11 protein-coding genes are annotated in these 17,427 nt (G+C 71.4%); 1 reads left to right on the top strand and 10 read right to left on the bottom strand.

Features of this window, described 5'->3' with window-relative positions:
• Window positions 1–51: 51 nt before the first annotated feature.
• The gene (locus AB0K18_RS02985; protein WP_364908906.1) at window positions 52–1,530 is read right to left on the bottom strand and encodes a glutamate synthase subunit beta; all 1,479 of its coding nucleotides are present in this window, start codon (window positions 1,528–1,530) and stop codon (window positions 52–54) included.
• Between the two features lie 13 nt (window positions 1,531–1,543).
• A complete protein-coding gene (gltB, locus tag AB0K18_RS02980; protein ID WP_364908904.1) occupies window positions 1,544–6,049 on the bottom strand; it encodes a glutamate synthase large subunit in 4,506 nt (1,501 codons plus the stop codon).
• A gap of 702 nt (window positions 6,050–6,751) precedes the next feature.
• On the opposite strand from gltB, the gene AB0K18_RS02975 reads away from it, so the two are divergent.
• Window positions 6,752–8,296 carry a bis-aminopropyl spermidine synthase family protein gene (locus AB0K18_RS02975; RefSeq protein ID WP_364908901.1) on the top strand — a complete coding sequence of 515 codons (1,545 nt, stop codon included), beginning with the start codon at window positions 6,752–6,754 and terminating at the stop codon, window positions 8,294–8,296.
• Between the two features lie 408 nt (window positions 8,297–8,704).
• Here AB0K18_RS02975 and AB0K18_RS02970 read toward each other — a convergent pair whose 3' ends face one another.
• The 8 genes from AB0K18_RS02970 to trpA all read right to left on the bottom strand — a co-directional run bounded on the left by AB0K18_RS02970 (window position 8,705) and on the right by trpA (window position 17,366).
• Window positions 8,705–9,295, bottom strand: a complete 591-nt coding sequence (locus tag AB0K18_RS02970) for a hypothetical protein (protein WP_364908899.1) — start codon at window positions 9,293–9,295, stop codon at window positions 8,705–8,707.
• Entirely contained in the window at window positions 9,295–10,035 is a 741-nt protein-coding gene (locus AB0K18_RS02965; protein WP_364908896.1) for a hypothetical protein, read from the bottom strand. The genes AB0K18_RS02970 and AB0K18_RS02965 overlap by 1 nt, the downstream gene beginning before the upstream one ends.
• 1,445 nt (window positions 10,036–11,480) lie before the next feature.
• A complete protein-coding gene (locus AB0K18_RS02960) occupies window positions 11,481–11,897 on the bottom strand; it encodes a hypothetical protein (RefSeq protein ID WP_364908893.1) in 417 nt (138 codons plus the stop codon).
• A 909-nt stretch (window positions 11,898–12,806) separates the two neighbouring features.
• Window positions 12,807–13,511 (bottom strand): VIT1/CCC1 transporter family protein, encoded by a 705-nt coding sequence (locus tag AB0K18_RS02955; protein WP_364908890.1) that lies wholly within the window; start codon window positions 13,509–13,511, stop codon window positions 12,807–12,809.
• Window positions 13,508–14,770 (bottom strand): prolipoprotein diacylglyceryl transferase, encoded by a 1,263-nt coding sequence (gene lgt, locus AB0K18_RS02950; protein ID WP_364908888.1) that lies wholly within the window; start codon window positions 14,768–14,770, stop codon window positions 13,508–13,510. Before lgt ends, AB0K18_RS02955 begins: the two co-directional genes overlap by 4 nt.
• A gap of 26 nt (window positions 14,771–14,796) precedes the next feature.
• On the bottom strand, window positions 14,797–15,561 hold the full coding sequence (locus AB0K18_RS02945) for a thioredoxin domain-containing protein (protein WP_364908886.1): 765 nt from the start codon (window positions 15,559–15,561) through the stop codon (window positions 14,797–14,799).
• Entirely contained in the window at window positions 15,558–16,061 is a 504-nt protein-coding gene (locus AB0K18_RS02940) for a MauE/DoxX family redox-associated membrane protein (protein WP_355431813.1), read from the bottom strand. Before AB0K18_RS02940 ends, AB0K18_RS02945 begins: the two co-directional genes overlap by 4 nt.
• 510 nt (window positions 16,062–16,571) lie before the next feature.
• Window positions 16,572–17,366 carry a tryptophan synthase subunit alpha gene (trpA, locus tag AB0K18_RS02935; RefSeq protein ID WP_364908884.1) on the bottom strand — a complete coding sequence of 265 codons (795 nt, stop codon included), beginning with the start codon at window positions 17,364–17,366 and terminating at the stop codon, window positions 16,572–16,574.
• Between the last annotated feature and the right edge of the window lie 61 nt (window positions 17,367–17,427).

Genomic DNA, 17,427 nt, shown 5'->3' with positions numbered 1-17,427 from the left:
AAAAAGCAGAGCGCCCGCCACGAGGGCGGGCGCTCCGAAGAGACGAGCAGGTCAGACCAGCGGACGCGCGGTCGGCAGGATCGGGTACGGCAGCGCCGTGTCCCCGGTCAGGAACCGGTCGACGCCGGAGGCGGCGGCCCGCCCCTCGGCGATGGCCCACACGATGAGCGACTGGCCGCGGCCCATGTCGCCCGCCACGAAGACGCCGTCGACCTTCGACATGTACGTCTTGTCGCGCGCCACGTTGCCCCTGGCGTCGTAGAAGCCGTCACCGGCGACCTCGGCCAGGTCCTGCAGCAGCGAGCCCTTCTCCGGCCCGAGGAAGCCCATGGACAGCGTGACCAGCTCGGCCGGGATCTCCCGCTCGGTGCCGGGGATCGGCTTGAAGCCGTTCTGCGGCCCCTCGACCTCGACCAGGCGCAGGGCCCGCACGTTGCCGTCGTCGTCGCCGACGAACTCGGTGGTGGAGACCGCGTAGACGCGCGCTCCCCCGCCCTCGGCCAGCTCCTCGTGGGCGCTCTCCATCTTGAACAGCATCGGGTAGGTCGGCCACGGCTGGCCGGCCGGCCGCGTGGCGGGCGGCTGCGGCATGATCTCCAGCTGCGTGACGGACGCGGCGCCCTGCCGGATCGCGGTGCCGATGCAGTCGGCGCCGGTGTCGCCGCCGCCGATCACCACCACGTGCTTGCCCTCGGCCGAGATGGGCGATGCGGGGAAGTCGCCCTCCTGGACCTTGTTGGACAGCGGCAGGTATTCCATCGCCTGGTAGACGCCCTTGAGCCGGCGCCCGGCCACCGGCAGGTCGCGCCACTGGGTGGCGCCGCCCGACAGCACCACGGCGTCGAACCGCTCGCGCAGCTCGGCGGCGGTGATGTCGACGCCGACGTTGACGGAGGTGCGGAACTCGGTGCCCTCGGCCCGCATCTGCTCGAGCCGGCGCTCGATGTGCCGCTTCTCCATCTTGAACTCGGGGATGCCGTAGCGCAGCAGACCGCCGATGCGGTCGGCCCGCTCGAACACCACCACGTCGTGCCCCGCCCTGGTGAGCTGCTGGGCGGCGGCCAGGCCCGCCGGTCCTGAGCCGACGACCGCGACCTTCTTGCCGGTCTTGACGGCCGGCGGCTGCGGGCGCACCCAGCCCTCGGCGAACGCGCGGTCGATGATCTCGACCTCGACCCGCTTGATCGCCACCGGGTCGGAGTTGATGCCGAGCACGCACGCCGCCTCACACGGAGCCGGGCAGAGCCGGCCGGTGAACTCGGGGAAGTTGTTGGTGGCGTGCAGCCGCTCGATGGCCTCCTGCCAGTCGGTGCGGTAGACCAGGTCGTTCCACTCGGGGATGAGGTTGCCCAGCGGGCAGCCGTTGTGGCAGAACGGGATGCCGCAGTCCATGCAGCGGGCCGCCTGCTTGGTCAGCTTCTCCTGGGAGAAGTCCTGGTAGACCTCGCGCCAGTCGCTGATGCGGACGTCCACGGGACGGCGCGCCGGCAGCTCCCGGTCGTGCGTGAGAAAACCCTTCGGGTCAGCCATCGGTACGCCTCCCTTAACCCTGAACCGCGGCCGCCATGACGGCCTCGTCGATGTCCCTGCCTTCGATGCGGGCGGCCTCGGCGGCCTCCAGCACCCTCTTGTAGTCGGTCGGCATGATCTTGCCGAACCTGGCCAGCGCCGCGTCCCAGTCGGCCAGCAGCTGCTTGGCGACCGGCGAACCGGTCTCCGCGAAATGCTTCTCGACGGTCTCCTTGAGGAACTCGGCGTCCTCCTCGGTGAGCGCCTCGATGGCGACCATCTCGCGGTTGACCCGCTCGGGCTTGAGATCCAGCAGGTACGCGATGCCGCCCGACATGCCGGCCGCGAAGTTGCGCCCGGTCGGGCCGAGCACCACGGCCTTGCCGCCGGTCATGTACTCGCAGCCGTGGTCACCCACGCCCTCGACGACCGCCGTCGCGCCCGAGTTGCGCACGCAGAACCGCTCGCCCACGACGCCGCGGATGAACACCTCGCCGGAGGTGGCGCCGTAGAGGGCGACGTTGCCGGCGATGATGTGGCCGTCGAGCGGCGCCTCGTCGTGCGGCCGCACCGTGATGCGCCCGCCCGACAGGCCCTTGCCGACGTAGTCGTTGGCGTCGCCGGTCAGCCGCAGCGTGACCCCGCGCGGCACGAACGCGCCGAACGAGTTGCCCGCCGAGCCGGTGAAGGAGATGTCGATGGTGTTGTCGGGCAGCCCCTTGCCGCCGTGCCGCTTGGTCACCTGGTAGCCGAGCATGGTGCCGACCGTGCGGTTGACGTTGCGGATGGGCAGCTCGAGCGTCACCGGGGTGCCGTCGTCGATGGCGCCCTCGGCGAGCTGGATGAGCGTGTTGTCGAGCGCGTGCTCCAGCCCGTGGTCCTGCTCGACGAGCCGGCGCAGCGCGGTGCCGGCGGGCAGCTCGGGCCGGTGCAGGATCGGCGACAGGTCGAGGCCACTGGCCTTCCAGTGCTCCTCGGCCGCCGTCGTGTCGAGCAACTCGACGTGCCCGATCGCCTCGTCGAGCGAGCGGAAGCCCAGCTCGGCGAGGTATTCGCGGATCTCCTCCGCGATGAACTCGAAGAAGTTGACCACGAACTCCGGCTTGCCGGTGAAGCGCTTGCGCAGCTCGGGGTTCTGCGTGGCGACGCCCACCGGGCAGGTGTCGAGGTGGCAGACCCGCATCATGACGCAGCCGGAGACGACCAGCGGGGCGGTGGCGAAGCCGTACTCCTCCGCGCCGAGCAGCGCGGCGATGACGACGTCGCGGCCCGTCTTGAGCTGGCCGTCCACCTGCACCACGATGCGGTCGCGCAGGTCGTTGAGCAGCAGCGTCTGCTGGGTCTCGGCCAGGCCGAGCTCCCACGGCGCGCCCGCGTGCTTGAGCGAGGTCAGCGGCGAGGCGCCGGTGCCGCCGTCGTGGCCGGAGATGAGCACCACGTCGGCGTGCGCCTTCGACACACCGGCCGCGACCGTGCCGACCCCGACCTCGGCGACCAGCTTCACGTGGACCCTGGAACGCGGGTTGGAGTTCTTCAGGTCGTGGATGAGCTGGGCGAGGTCCTCGATGGAGTAGATGTCGTGGTGCGGCGGCGGCGAGATGAGGCCGACGCCGGGCGTGGAGTGGCGGGTCTTCGCGATCCACGGGTAGACCTTGTGGCCGGGCAGCTGGCCGCCCTCGCCTGGCTTGGCGCCCTGCGCCATCTTGATCTGCAGGTCGTCGGCGTTGACCAGGTATTCGGAGGTGACGCCGAACCGGCCCGACGCCACCTGCTTGATCGCCGACCTGCGGGCCGGGTCGTACAGGCGCTCGGGGTCCTCGCCGCCCTCGCCGGTGTTGGACTTGCCGCCGAGCCTGTTCATCGCGATGGCGAGCGTCTCGTGCGCCTCCATGGAGATGGAGCCGTACGACATCGCGCCGGTGGAGAACCGCTTGACGATGCTCTCGACCGGCTCGACCTCCTCGATGGGGATCGGCGTGCCCTTGCGCAGCTTGAACAGGCCGCGCAGGGTCATCAGCCGCTCCGCCTGGGAGTCCACGAGGTTCGTGTACTCCTTGAAGATCTCGTAGCGGCGGGTCCTGGTGGCGTGTTGCAGCTTGAAGACGGTCTCGGGGTTGAACAGGTGCGGCTCGCCCTCGCGCCGCCACTGGTATTCGCCGCCGACCTGGAGCTTGCGGTGCGGGTTCTCCACCCGCGGGTAGGCGTGGCGGTGGCGCTGCGCGACCTCCTCGGCCAGCACGTCGAAGCCGACGCCGCCGAGGCGGGAGGTGGTGCCGGCGAAGCAGGAGTCGATGACCTCCTGGCTCAGGCCGAGCGCCTCGAAGATCTGCGAGCCGGTGTAGGAGGCCACCGTGGAGACGCCCATCTTGGACATGACCTTGATGACGCCCTTGCCGTACGCCTTGATGAGGTTGCGCACGGCCTTGTGCTTGTCGGCCTGAAGCGCCCCGCTGTCGACGAGGTCCTCGATGGTCTCGATCGCCAGGTAGGGGTTGATCGCGGCGGCGCCGTAGCCGATGAGCAGCGCCATGTGGTGGCACTCGCGGGCCTCGCCGGTCTCGATGACCAGGCCGATCTTGGTGCGGGTCTTCTCCTGGATGAGGTGGTGGTGCACCGCGCCCGTCAGCAGCAGCGACGGGATCGGCGCCCGCTCCTCGGAGGAGCCGCGGTCGCTCAGCACGATGATGCGGGCGCCGTCGGCGATCGCCCTGGACGCCTCGGCCCTGATCTCCTCCAGCCGCCGCAGCAGGGCCTCGCCGCCGCCGGCGACGTCGTACAGGCCGCTGATCACGTAGGGGTGGAAGCCCGGCAGGTCGTGCTCGTCGTTGATGTGGATGATCTTGGCGAGCTCGTCGTTGTCGATCACCGGGTACGGCAGCACGAGCTGCCTGCAGGAGCTGGGCCCCGGGTCGAGCAGGTTGCCCTCGGGCCCGAGCGTGCTGGCCAGCGAGGTGACCAGCTCTTCCCTGATGGCGTCCAGCGGCGGGTTGGTGACCTGCGCGAACAGCTGGGTGAAGTAGTCGAACAGCAGCCGCGGCTTCTCGCTCAGCACGGCCACGGGCGTGTCGGTGCCCATGGAGCCGATCGGCTCCTGGCCGGTGCGCGCCATCGGCGACAGGATGATGCGCAGCTCTTCCTCGGTGTAGCCGAAGGTCTGCTGCCGCTTGACGAGCGCCTCGTGGGTGGGGATCTCGCGCTGGCGGGCGGGCAGCTCCTCGAAGCGGACGAGCCCGGCGTGCAGCCAGTCTGCGTAGGGGAGCTCGGCGGCGAGCTCGGCCTTGATCTCGTCGTCCTCGATGATCTTGCCGCGGGCGGTGTCGATGAGGAACATCCGGCCCGGCTGCAGACGGCCCTTGCGGACGACGTCCTCCGGCGCGATGTCCAGCACGCCGGCCTCGGAGGCCAGCACGACCAGGCCGTCGGCGGTCACCCAGAAGCGTCCTGGACGCAGGCCGTTGCGGTCGAGCACGGCGCCGGCGACGGTGCCGTCGGTGAAGGTGATCGAGGCGGGGCCGTCCCAGGCCTCCATCATCGTGGAGTGGAACTCGTAGAACGCCCGCCGCGCCGGGTCCATCTCCGTGTGGTTCTCCCACGCCTCCGGGATCATCATGAGCACGGCGTGGGGCAGGCTGCGGCCGCCCATGTGGAGCAGCTCGAGTGCCTCGTCGAAGCTGGCGGTGTCGCTGCCATCCGGGTCGCAGATGGGGAAAAGTCGCGAAATATCGCCCGGAATGTGGGCGGAGGCGAGCATCGCCTCGCGCGCCCGCATCCAGTTGCGGTTGCCCTTGACCGTGTTGATCTCGCCGTTGTGGGCGATGTAGCGGTAGGGGTGGGCCAGCGGCCAGCTCGGGAACGTGTTGGTGGAGAACCGCGAGTGGACCAGCGCGATCGCCGTCGCGTAACGCTCGTCGCTCAGGTCGGGGAAGAACGGCTCGACCTGGTCGGGCGTCAGCATGCCCTTGTAGACGATCGTCCGCGAGGACAGCGAGGGGAAGTAGACGTCGGCCTCGTGCTCGGCCCGCTTGCGCAGGCAGAACGCCAGCCGGTCGAGCTCGAGCCCGGCACGGCCGTCCTGGCCGGCGACGAACAGCTGGGCGAAGTGCGGCATCACCGCCCGCGCGCTCGGGCCGGGCAGGTCGCGGTCGACCGGCAGCTCACGCCAGCCGAGCACGCTCAGGCCCTCCTCGGCCGCGATCTCCTCGATCAGGCGGACGGCGACCGCCCTGGCCTCGGAGTCGAACGGCAGGAAGCCGATGCCGGTCGCGTACGAACCGGCCGCGGGCAGCGTGAACGGCACGCTCGCCCGGTAGAACTCATCGGGGATCTGCGTCAGGATCCCGGCTCCGTCGCCGGTGTCCGGCTCGCTACCCTTGGCCCCCCGGTGATCGAGATTGCACAGCGCCGTCAGCGCCTTGACCACAATGCCGTGATCACGCCGACCGGCGACGTCGGCGACCATGGCGACACCGCAGGCGTCGTGCTCGTTGGCGGGGTGGTAAAGACCCTGAGGCTCGGGGAACCCGAGGTGGGCAGCAGGCATTGAATCCCTCCCGTCGTCTTCGTCTGTCTGAAACTCCTGCACAGGCGAGGGACGACGTTGGCCCTGCTGCATATCGTGGGTAGAGGTTACCTCACCCTGCCGGAATGGTGCCCGCCGCGTCCGCATTGCGAACCTTGGGAGCCGTCCCGACATCCGAACTCGCTATCCCAAACCCCGGACACCGCCCGCGAAATTCCCGCTCAGCCCACGGTTTTCCGCCACCCGAATCGACTTCCCTTACCCACCCGCCCATCCCCCTCCCCCACCCAGCGCCCCAAACCCCCCACGGGTCCCTTCGCCCCCACTTCCGGCCCCAGCCTTACCCAAGCCCGAAACCTCATCACCGGCCACCCACGCCCCACCGGCACCACCGTCACAGGCGAGGACACACCTGCCACCGGTGGCCGCCCTGCGGAAGGCCCCCACCACCCCACGCCCCACGCGCACCACCGTCACAGGTATGGCGCGCGTGCCACCGGTGGCCGCCTTTGGGGGCCACCGATCACCCACGCCTCAGCAGCGCCGCAGTCGCCGCTGCGGCGCACGTGCAGCGCGGGCCCCTGTGGGGGCCGCCCTGCCGGGGGCCTTCCTGTGGGGGCCGCTTTGCGCCCAGCCCTCGCGGCCCCGTTCACCGGCCCATCTCCGACCCGGCGGGCGGCGGTGGGCGGGATCTTGGGGGTGGTGCACCGATAGGGTTCGGTCATGGAGCGTGACGGGGTGGAACGGCTGCTCACCGAGGCCAGGGCCGACAGCAGGCGGCTGCGGCACGCCCTGGCCCTGCTGTGCGACGGCCAGTGGTGGACGCTGGCGGCCCTGGTGAGGGAGACCGCGACGTCGCGGCGTACCATCGAGGCCCTGCTCCGCGAGCTCACGCTGGAGCACGACGGCGACCGGATGCGCGTCCCTCCCATCGACACGCCCGCCTACCAGGACCTCATCGCCGTGGCGCCGCCCCCGGAGGACCCGGTGGCGCATCTCGTCCCCCACTACGTCCACGTGCTCGACCGCCTCACCGACCTCGTGGCCAAGGCGCCGCGCGCCCGCCACGTCCTCGACCACGTCTCCGCCACGCCCGAGACCGTGCTGCGGCGCGCGCTGCTGCTAGGGGCCCGCTTCTGGCTGCCCGGCACCCGGCTGCTGTGCGTGGGCGACCATGACCTGACCTCGCTGGCCGTCAAGCTGGTGCATCCGGAGACGGACGTGACGGTGGTCGACGTGGACGAGCGCATCCTGGCCTACATCGACGAGCAGCGCCTCGGCGTCCGTACGCGCTGGGCCGACCTCCGGCTCGGCCTGCCCGCCTCGGCTCGTGACCACGACCTGGCGCTCACCGACCCGCCGTACACGCCGGAGGGCATCGGCCTGTTCGTGGCGTGCGCGGTGGAGGGACTGCGGGACGAGGGGCGGGTGTTGCTGGCGTACGGGGCGAGCGAGCGCACCCCGATGCTGGCGTTCAAGGTCCAGCAGGAGCTGACCGAGCTCAACCTCGCCTACGAGGCGGTTTACCCCGACTTCAACCGCTACTTCGGCGCGGAGGCCATCGGCTCGGCCGCCGACCTCTACCTCCTGCGCCCCACCAGCAAGACCCGCCCCGCCGTGCAGTCGCGGCTGTCCCGCCAGTCCACCGCCATCTACACGCAGGGCCCGCAGTCGATCGAGAGCGCGGGCCCGTCGGTGGCGCCGGCCGAGTCACTCGCCGGCTTCGAGCCCGACCTGCTGGTCGGCGAGTGGCCGAAGGACCTCATCCAGCCCCGTGTCAGGCTCTCGACCTGGCTGGCCAGGCCCCACGCCACCGCGCCGACCCGGGTGGCCGTCTCCGTGCCACCCGGCCTGGAGGCCGCGATCCCGCGCCTGCTGCTGGCCACCCGTGCCGCTCACGTCCGCGTCATAGGCGCGGCTCTGCCGCCCCTGCCGGAAGTCCTCACCACCGTGTACGACGTCCGCGACGCGAGCGAGACCGCCTACGACGCCGTACGCCGCCCCCAGCCCACCGCCGAGGCCGAGGCGGTGCTGCGCAGGATCCTCGACAACGGACACGCCAAGATCGCGAACACGTGGCGCGAGGCTCTGATCGCCGTCGCCCGCGCCCAGGGCACCACCCTCACCAAGAACGAAGCCCGCGCCCTGATCCGCGAGGCCGCCGACTGGTCCGACGCCCTGACCCCCCTCGAAACCCCGCTGCACCACCTCTCCGCGCTGCCATCGGCCGTCACCACCACGGTCACCGCCCTCACCACCACAACCTGACCCGCCCGCCCGAACTCCACGCATGGGGACACCCACAGCTCAACCTGCGATCAAGCCTGCCCTAAGGGACGCACCCACCACGCCCGCCCCGAGCAACCCGGCACCCATCGCGCCCGGCCGGGCACCCGCCGGGTCTGGCCCGGCACACGTCGGAGCTGGCCCGGCACACGTCGGAGCTACGCCGACACCCCGCTGCTGGCCCGGCACCCGTCACGCAGCAGACGAGCACTCCGCCACCCCGGCCTGAGCATCCAGCGCCGTCCGCCCGGTGCGGCACCGGCCATGCCCTGCCCTGCCCTCATCGCGCGGCACACCCACACCGCCTCATTTCCGCCTGGCCCGTCCATCGCCCATTGCGCAGCGGGCAGGCGGACCCGAGCCGCGCGTGCGGGCGGAAGCCGGCAGGTCCTACGTCGCCGCCACGATGCGGCTCTGGACCACCCGTCCCAATCCATCCAGGGCGATGAGGGCGGTGACCAGGTCCTGCGCGGACGCCTTCCCGCCCACCCAGCTCACCGTCACGTAATGCCCCATCGCACGGACCTGGGCACTGCTGCCGGCGACCTCGAAGGGGATGTCCTGCCGTACGAACGCGTCCTTGCGCAGCTCCGTCATCAGCGCGTCGGCCGCCTGCCCGTCGCCCAGGTTGAAGATGACGAACTGGCCCGCCACCGACCCGCCCTGGTACGTCGCCCGCAACGCCTGCGTGCACCCCTCGGCCGTGGTGCCCGAGAGGAGCTCGGAGCAGTCGGTGAACACGTCGGCCGCGACCCGGCGCAGGGTGCCCAGGGCCGCGGCGGAGGAGGGGAAGACCTCGTCGGCGGTGAGCGGGATGGCGTCGTTCTGGCGGCTGTCGATGGCCGCGTAGAAGGCGGAGGTCGCTTCGGTACGCAGGGCGGACGGCCGGGGCGTCTCCCTGCCCAGCCACATCCATCCGCCCACGGCGACGGCCACGACCAGCACAGCGGCCATCAGCGACAGGAACACGCGCCGGGACATCAGGACGACGGCCCCGTGATCGACACGACACGACGGTAGACCGCCTTCTCGGCCCCGCGCAGGGCGAGGGTCAGCGAGACGTAGTCGTCCTTGGGGGTGGGCTCGGCGCCGTCCACCCGGCCCAGCCACACCAGGCCGACATAGTGGCCGAGCGCGTAGCCGCCCGCCTCGGAGTAGCCGCCGGGCGGGAAGGCGGCCTTGCCGGAGGTCAGGGGCTGCACCCAGCCGCCCCGGTAGAGCACCTTCAGCTGCTCCACGAGGTCGCCCGCCGACTGGGCGTCCTTGAGGTTGAGCAGCGTGTACTGGCCCACGTAGCGGCCGTCGGAGCTGAGGTAGAGGCCGCGGGCGGTCTGCGTACAGCCCGCTTCGGTAGCCAGCTCGATGAGTTCCGCGCCCTGCAACGCCTGCGAGCAGTCGCGGTCGAGCTTCTTGGCGGCGAGCTTCAGCTTGAGCTTCTTGGAGACGGTCAGCTCCTTCTGGCTGAACACCTCCTTCTCCGTCAGCGCCTTCCCGTCCTTCGTACGCTCGGCGACGGGGTCGAACAGCTTGGGCGAGTCCCAGCCGTGGAAGACCTTGGGCAGCACCGCGTCCGGTGCGAGCACGGCCGCGGTGGCCTGCCTCTCCGGCGTGTACGTCCCCAGCGACCTGACCACCGTCACGAACCCGACCCCCGCCACGATAACGGCGACCACCGTGGAGATGATCACCAGCAGCCGCTGCCGCTCAGGCCGCATGCCCATGTCGGTGAGGACGGGGAACTGCCAGTCGGAACGCGGCGTCCGCCGCCGCTTCCGCCCCTTCCCCTCATCCTCACCACGGGCTACGCCCTCCGAAGCCTCGCCGCCACCCGCCGCACTCCCAGCCGCGGCAACGCGCCCCCGCCTACCACCCCGGGACAGCCCCTCCAGCGGCAACCCAAGTCCACTCTCGTCATCCTGGCCACCGCGCACCCGCGAACCGGAGTCCACCTCATCCTTGGCGCGCCCGCCATCACCCTTCCCGCGGCCACGGAACCCCAGCCTCCGCCGCTGCCCACCCTCATCATCCGCAGCGCCGGACCCACCCCAGAAGTCCTCATCCCCATCAGCGGGCGCCTCACCGGCAGCAGCCGCCCGCCGCCCCTTAGCAGCTCCCCGACCGCGACCTTCCTTGGCAGCACCCCGCCCCCGACCACCGTCGACCCCAGCCCGACCATCACCATCAGCACCAGCGGCATCGCTCGCAGCACCAGCCCGACCAACGGAGTCGCTCCCACCGGCGGCCCACCCAAGAGGGTCGCTCCCAGCGCCAGCCCGACCATCGGGGTCGCTCCCGGCACCAATCCGACCAAAAGAGTCACTCCCGGCACCAGCCCCACCAAGGGGGTCGCCTTCGGCACCAGCCCGACCCCGGCCTTCGCTGACCGCCGCCGATGGGGCACCGCTGTTCGCGTTCGCATGCCGGCGTCCTCGACCAGCAGCGGCACGCCTGCCGTCCTCCGGCCCGGGCACCGACGAACCACCACCCGCAGACCGGCCGCCCTCATCCGCGGCCGCTCGCCGCCCACGGCCGGACGCAGCACGCCCGTCCACATCCGGCCCGGTCGCCGACCATTCCCCGCTGGCCGACGCCGCGGACTGCTCGGCCCGGCGAGCAGCCCTGCGCCCACGACCACCCCAAGAACGCCTGGACGTCTCACCCTGGGATCGGCCCTCGGACCGGCCCTCGGACCGGCCCTCGGACCGGCCCTCGAGGGCCGAGCCCCAGATGTCATCCGCCCCCGCTACCGCCTGACCGCTCTCCTCACGGGACGCCGCCTTCCTGCCGCTCTCGGCCGCCTCCCAGCCACCGCTTCGAGCGCCGCCCCCATGCCTACCGGGATCCGTCCCAGCAGCCGACCACGCATCGCTAGGCGTGCCCGCCCCCGCCACCGGCCACCCAGCGGCATCAGTGCCGCCCGCAGCAGACTGCCCATGGCGACGCGCCCGCCGACCCCCCGAACGCGACCTCCTGCCACCCTCAGCCCCCGCCTCCGCAACCCCCTCACCAGCGGCACGACCATCCCCAGCCCGCCCGTCATCAACGAACCAGCCATCCGGCGCGGACCGACCATCCCCCGCCGACCCGACATCACCAGCCGGCCACCCGCCAGTGCCCGACCGCCCGTCAGCTGCGGCCCAACCACCGGTACCCGACCGACCGTCACTCACAGACCCCACATCAGCGGCCCGCCACCCGCCAGTGCCGGCCCCTGTATCAGCAGCAGACCAACCACCGGTGTCACCCGAACCACCATCACCAGCAGATCGACCACCCGCATTGGAGCGGCCACCACCAGCGGCCCAACCACCCGTGCCTGAGCCGCCATCGCCCGCAGCCCAACCACCCGTGCCCGAACGGCCATCACCAGCAGACCGACCACCCACACCAGAGCGGCCACCCCCAGCAGACCGACCGCCCGAACTAGAGCGGCCACCATCGGCAGCCCAACCACCAGTACCCGAACCACCGTCACCCGCGGGCCAACCACCAGTGTCCGAGCGGCCTCCACCCGCAGACCGGCCACCCACGCCAGAACGGCCACCACCAGCAGACCGACCACCAGCGCGCGAACCACCGTCACCCGCGGGCCAACCACCAGTACCCGAAGAACCGTCGGCCGCAGGCCAACCGCCCGTACCTGAGGTGCCGTCGCTCGCAGGCCAACCGCCTGTACTGGACCGGCCGTCGTCGGCGGGCCGGCCGCCGGTTCCCGATCGGCCGTCACCGGTGGGCTGGGGATCGCTCAAAGGCTGGGCGTTTTCGGCGGCACGCCTGCCACGGCCACGGCCACGGCCCCGCCCCCGGCTGTCGCCGAAGGCCTGCCACCCGTCGCTGCGCTGACCGCTCTCCGTGCCGGCATCCCGCCAAACACCAGGGCCGACATCGCCGGCACCGGTCCGAGCGCCGCCGGCACCGGTCCCTACGCCGCCGGCGCCCGTCCCAATGCCGCCGGCACCCGTCCCAACACCGCCGGCGCCCGTCCAAGCAGCGCCGCCGCGTGCCTCAGCACCGCGACCGCCGTCCATTTGAGCGCCACGACTGCCGCGCCTTCCAGCGCTGCGCCTGCCTCGTGTCTCAGCACCGTGGCCGTCGCCCGTCCCGGAGCCGCCGTAAGCAGCTCCCTGGCCGGCGCCCGCACCAGCGACGTAGTCCGTACCGACGCCATAGCCACCGAAGCCGCCGGTGCCACCGTCCCGGCCGTCGGCGGGAACGCCTGCGCCGGGCCAGACGCCTTCGACGGACCCCTGCCCGGCTCCCGGCCCGAACCCCGGCGTGGGCTCGGACCCGAACCCAGAACCTGACCCGAACGCGGATCCTGACCCGAACTCGGAACCAGAGCCGAACTCGGAACCAGAGCCGAACTCGGAGCCGGCGCCGGGCTCTGGGCCGGAGTCAGCGGCAGGGCGGCGGGAGTTGGGGCGGTTGCGGCCGTGGCCGGTGCCGTCGCCGCCGGAGCGGCCGGAACCAGGGTTGGCGCGTCGGCGGGCCATCACAGCCCCGCCGCCCCGATGACGTTGCCGAGGGCGAAGGTGACCGCTGCCGCCACCGCCCCCACCAGGAGTTGCCGCAGCCCGGAGTACCACCAGCTGCGGGCGGTCACCGCCGACACCAGCGCCCCTGCGGCGAACAGCGCGCAGCAGGACACCACAGCGGAGATCGCCAGCTCGCGCGCCCCGAACAGGTACGGCAGCAGCGGCAGCGCCGCCCCCACCGCGAACGACACGAACGACGAGACGGCGGCCACCACCGGCGACGGCAGCTCGCCCGGCACCACGCCGAGCTCGTTACGGGAGTGCACCTCGAGCGCGCGTTCGGGGTTGCGGGAGATCTGGCGGGCGACCTCGGCGGCCAGGGCGGGCGTCACGCCCTTGTCGACGAAGGTCTGGGCCAGCTCGGCCTGCTCGTCCTCGGGGTGGTGGGCCAGCTCGCGCCGCTCGACGGCGATCTCGGCCTGGGCCAGCTCGCGCTGGCTGGCGACGGAGACGTATTCGCCGCCCGCCATGGACAGGGCTCCGGCGGCCAGCCCGGCGACGCCGCCGAGCGCGACCACCCTGGGGTTGGTGCTGCCGCCGGCCACACCTGCGATGAGCGCGAAGTTCGACACCAGGCCGTCCATCGCGCCGAACACCGAGGGCCGTAGCCAGCCTCCGGTGACGTCGCGATGGTGGTGGTGGACCTCCGCGCGATCGCTCATCGGGAGTTCTTCTCCTTCGTCACGGTCTCGGCCTCCACGGGCCCCGCCTGCTCGCCCTCCTTTTGGGCCGCCGCAGAAACGACATCGTCGCCCTGCGCCGACGACCCGGACGCGGCCGGGTCAGCGCCGGCCGGGGCGGAGGCGCCAGAGGCGGAGGAGACGGGACCGGCGGCGTCAGAGCCAGGAGCATCGGAAACGGACGTGTCAGCGGCGGAGGCGTCAGAGCCCGACGCGTCGGAGGCGGAGGCTTCGGCGCTCGGCTTGTCGGTGCCGGTCGGTTCGTCGCCGTCAGCGTCAGCGGCCGAGGAGGCTCCGGACGGTGGCTCGCCGGACGAGCCTTCGGCGGTCGTGGACGAGGACTCGCCCGTGCCGGGGTCGGCCTGGCCGGGACCGTGAGCCGGGTCGGGCTCGTCGTCGGGGCCGGACTCGGGCAACGCCACGACCTCCTCGCCCGTCTTGTTACGGGTGGCGAAGAAGTAGACCAGCGCGAGCACGAACAGCACGATCGAGGTCCACTGGTTGATGCGCAGCCCCAGGAAGTGGACCGCGTGATCGACCCCGCCCACCGGGTCGATGCGCAGCCCCTCGATCCAGAAGCGGCCGAGCGTGTAGCAGGCGACGTAGAGGGCGAACAGCCGGCCGTGGCGCAGCCCGAAGCGGCGGCCGGCGTAGATGAGCACGAAGCCCACCGCGACGTTCCACAGCGACTCGTACAGGAAGGTCGGGTGGTAGAGGACACCGGGCTCGCCGCCGTGGGCGATGTCGATCTCCAGCCCCCACGGCAGCGTGGTCGGCGAGCCGTAGAGCTCCTGGTTGAACCAGTTGCCCCAGCGGCCGATGGCCTGCGCGAAGGCGATGCCGGGCGCGACGGTGTCGGCGACGGCGCTCATGGACAGGCCGCGCTTGCGCACGGCCAGCCAGACACCGACCGCGCCCAGCGCGACGGCGCCCCAGATGCCGAGGCCGCCCTCCCAGATGAACAGGGCCTGGTAGGGCTCCTTGACGGCGCGGCTGCCGAAATAGGTCTGCCAGTCGGTGATGACGTGGTAGAGCCGGCCACCGATCAGGCCGAAGATGACCGCGGGAACCGCGATGTCCACGATCGTCCCCGCCTGGCCGCCGCGGGCGCGCCAGCGGCGCTCGCTCAGCCAGACGGCGACGATGACGCCGAGCACGATGCATAGCGCATAAGCCCGGATCGGGATGATTCCGAGATACCAGACCCCTTCTGAAGGGCTGGGAATCGAGGCTAGGGGCATGTCAAGCGAGGGTAGCGGAAGCGGGCCTATTTGGCCGCCTCGGTAATCTCATCACGCAGCTGCGACGGGCTGAACAGTACCTGATTGTCTATTTCTGTTCCGTTCAATTTCACTGTCGGCGTGTGATCGAGCTTCTGCTCTTCGGTGACCTTCTTGCTGTACGCCAGCTGCGCGTCGGCGTTCTTGTTGCTGGTCACGCACTGGTCGAAGCCGGGCGTGTCGACGCCGGCGTCCTTGCCCCACTGCTTGAGCTGGTCGGGCAGGAAGCCCTCCTCGGTCTCCGGCGGCTGGTTCTCGAAGAGCAGGTCGTGGAAGGCCATCCACTGCTTGCCGTCGGCGACGCAGCGGGACGCGCTGCCCGCGCGTACGGAGTTGGCCCGCGTCGGGTCCTGCGAGAAGATCGTGATCGGGTGATAGACGACCTTGGCCTTGCCCTCGGCGGCGAGGTTCTTGAAGGTCTGGCCGCTGACGCGTTCGAGCTCCTTGCAGGCCGGACACTGGAAGTCCTCGTAGATGTCGACGACCGGTCCTGTGACGCCGTTCTGGGCCATCACCGCGGTGCCGTCGGACTGCACGGTGATCGGCGCGAGGGCGCCGAGGGCCTCCTCGGAGCGCGAGGTGCTCGCGGCGTACCACCAGCCGAGGCCGACGGCGGCCACTGCGACCACGCCCGCGGTGGTGTACGTCACGATGCGGCGGCGCTTGTCGCGGGCCCGCTGGGCGGCCTGCTGCGCCTTGATCTTGTCGCGCGCGGACTGTGACTTGGTCTTGGTGCGCTCGCCCTTGCTCATCCTTCGTCCTCCCCCTCATCAACACCATTGTCGCCCCCGAGACCGAGAGCTCCGTCGAGCGCGAAACGGCCCGGCGGGAAGCGCACGGCCCACGCGCCGAGCAGCACGAGGCCGAAGTCGCGCAGGATGTCGAGCAGGTAGGTCGGCTCCTGTCCGGCACCCAGCTGGCCGCCGCCACCGAAGCAGCCGCAGTCGATCCGCAGGCCGTTCGCCCACGCCCAGGCGATGCCGAAGACGAACGCGAACATGAGCAGTGCGGCGATCACCGCGGCCGCCCTGGTCAGCAGACCGACGACCAGCAGCACGCCGACCACGATCTCCAGGATGGGCAGTGCGTAGCCCACCGCGACGGCGATCGATTCCGGCAGCAGCTGGTACGCCTTGACCGCAACCACGGAGTCGGCCGGGTTGCCGATCTTGAGCGCGCCCGCCGCGATCAGCACCCCGCCCAGAACCAGCCGGGCGACGGTCGTCACCCAGGGTATCGCCGTTCTCGCCATCAGTGACGATTGTGACGCGGCCACTAGTGTTCTCCTCTTTCTCTGCGCCGGAATGCGCACAGTACCCGCGACCATCCGATCACGTCCGGGATAAGCGTCAGCTAAGCGCGTATCCCGCCGTTGAACTGGGAGGTTCGCCGCAACCCACCCTCAACCGGGCAAAGATCAATCCCCTGTCCGGAACACTAGGAACGCGGGCGCAACGCACGCTCCTAGGGCGAGGACAGGGCCGGCCCTGTCGACCACCCGCCGGATGGCGGCCAGGCGCGCGGGGCGTCACCACGCGCGAGGTGGCGGCCGTGGCCGCACGTCCGATGCGGCGTGTCAAGCCACTGGTACGCGCGCCGGCGCAGGTGGCGGAGCAGGCCACCCACGCACAGCTCCATGGAGGAGCAGGTCACCTGCAACACAGCTCCAGAGCAGGCGCCCGAGCAGGTCACCCGCACGGCTCCGAACCGAGTGGCGAGAGCGATCGGCCCGGCGCGGCCCCGTACAGGGCGCGCCGAAGCGTCAGCGGCGGACGCCCTTCGCCATGTCGCGGGCCAGGGTGGCGATCGACTCGCGGCCGGCCGCCTCGTCGGGGGCGTCGAGGATGCGGCGGATGAAGGCCGAGCCCACGATCACGCCGTCGGCGTAGCCGGCCACCTCGGCCGCCTGGGCGCCGGTGCCGACGCCGAGGCCGACGCACACGGGCAGGTCGGTGTGGGCGCGGGTGCGCTCGACCAGGCCCTTGGCGGCGACGTTGACGGTCTCCCTGGCGCCCGTGACGCCCATGAGCGAGGCGGCGTAGACGAACCCGGTGCAGCAGTCGACGACGGCCTTGATGCGCTGCTCGGTGGAGCTGGGCGCGACCAGGAACACCGTGTCGATGCCGGCCGCCGCGGAGGCCGCGCGCCATGGCTCGGACTCCTCGGGCGTCAGGTCGGGCGTGATGGTGCCGACGCCGCCGGCGTTGGCGAGGTCGCGGGCGAACCGGTCGGCGCCGTATTTGTCGATCGGGTTCCAGTAGGTCATGACGAGCGTCGCGGCGCCGGTGGCGGCCACGCCTTCGACGGTGCGCATGACGTCGGCGATGCGGGTGCCGTTGACGAGCGAGCGGTGCACCGCGTCCTGGATGGTCGGCCCGTCCATGAGCGGGTCGGAGTAGGGCAGGCCGATCTCGATGACGTCGCAGCCGGCCTCCACCAGGGCCGCGGCGGCGGCGACGGCACCGTCTTTCGACGGGAAGCCCGCGGGCAGGTAGCCGACGAGCGCGGCCCGGTTGTCCGCCTTCGCCTTGGCGAAGACCGTCTGAAGAGTCGTCATGTCTGTCCGTTCCGAAGGTCGAATCCCACCATGATGCCCTGTTCGGCGCCCGGCCCGAAGC

Origin of the sequence: Nonomuraea sp. NPDC049421 (genome assembly GCF_040677005.1) — a bacterium.
GTDB lineage: Bacteria > Actinomycetota > Actinomycetes > Streptosporangiales > Streptosporangiaceae > Nonomuraea > Nonomuraea salmonea.
This window is presented reverse-complemented; position numbering and strand designations above follow the sequence as displayed.

Bases quoted from the DNA above. Each gene is read 5' to 3' on its own strand.
- AB0K18_RS02985 (WP_364908906.1), bottom strand. From the start codon at position 1,530: ATGGCTGACCCGAAGGGTTTTCTCACGCACGACCGGGAGCTGCCGGCG.
- gltB (WP_364908904.1), bottom strand. From the start codon at position 6,049: ATGCCTGCTGCCCACCTCGGGTTCCCCGAGCCTCAGGGTCTTTACCAC.
- AB0K18_RS02975 (WP_364908901.1), top strand. From the start codon at position 6,752: ATGGAGCGTGACGGGGTGGAACGGCTGCTCACCGAGGCCAGGGCCGAC.
- AB0K18_RS02970 (WP_364908899.1), bottom strand. From the start codon at position 9,295: ATGTCCCGGCGCGTGTTCCTGTCGCTGATGGCCGCTGTGCTGGTCGTG.
- AB0K18_RS02965 (WP_364908896.1), bottom strand. From the start codon at position 10,035: ATGGGCATGCGGCCTGAGCGGCAGCGGCTGCTGGTGATCATCTCCACG.
- AB0K18_RS02955 (WP_364908890.1), bottom strand. From the start codon at position 13,511: ATGAGCGATCGCGCGGAGGTCCACCACCACCATCGCGACGTCACCGGA.
- lgt (WP_364908888.1), bottom strand. From the start codon at position 14,770: ATGCCCCTAGCCTCGATTCCCAGCCCTTCAGAAGGGGTCTGGTATCTC.
- AB0K18_RS02945 (WP_364908886.1), bottom strand. From the start codon at position 15,561: ATGAGCAAGGGCGAGCGCACCAAGACCAAGTCACAGTCCGCGCGCGAC.
- AB0K18_RS02940 (WP_355431813.1), bottom strand. From the start codon at position 16,061: ATGGCGAGAACGGCGATACCCTGGGTGACGACCGTCGCCCGGCTGGTT.
- trpA (WP_364908884.1), bottom strand. From the start codon at position 17,366: ATGACGACTCTTCAGACGGTCTTCGCCAAGGCGAAGGCGGACAACCGG.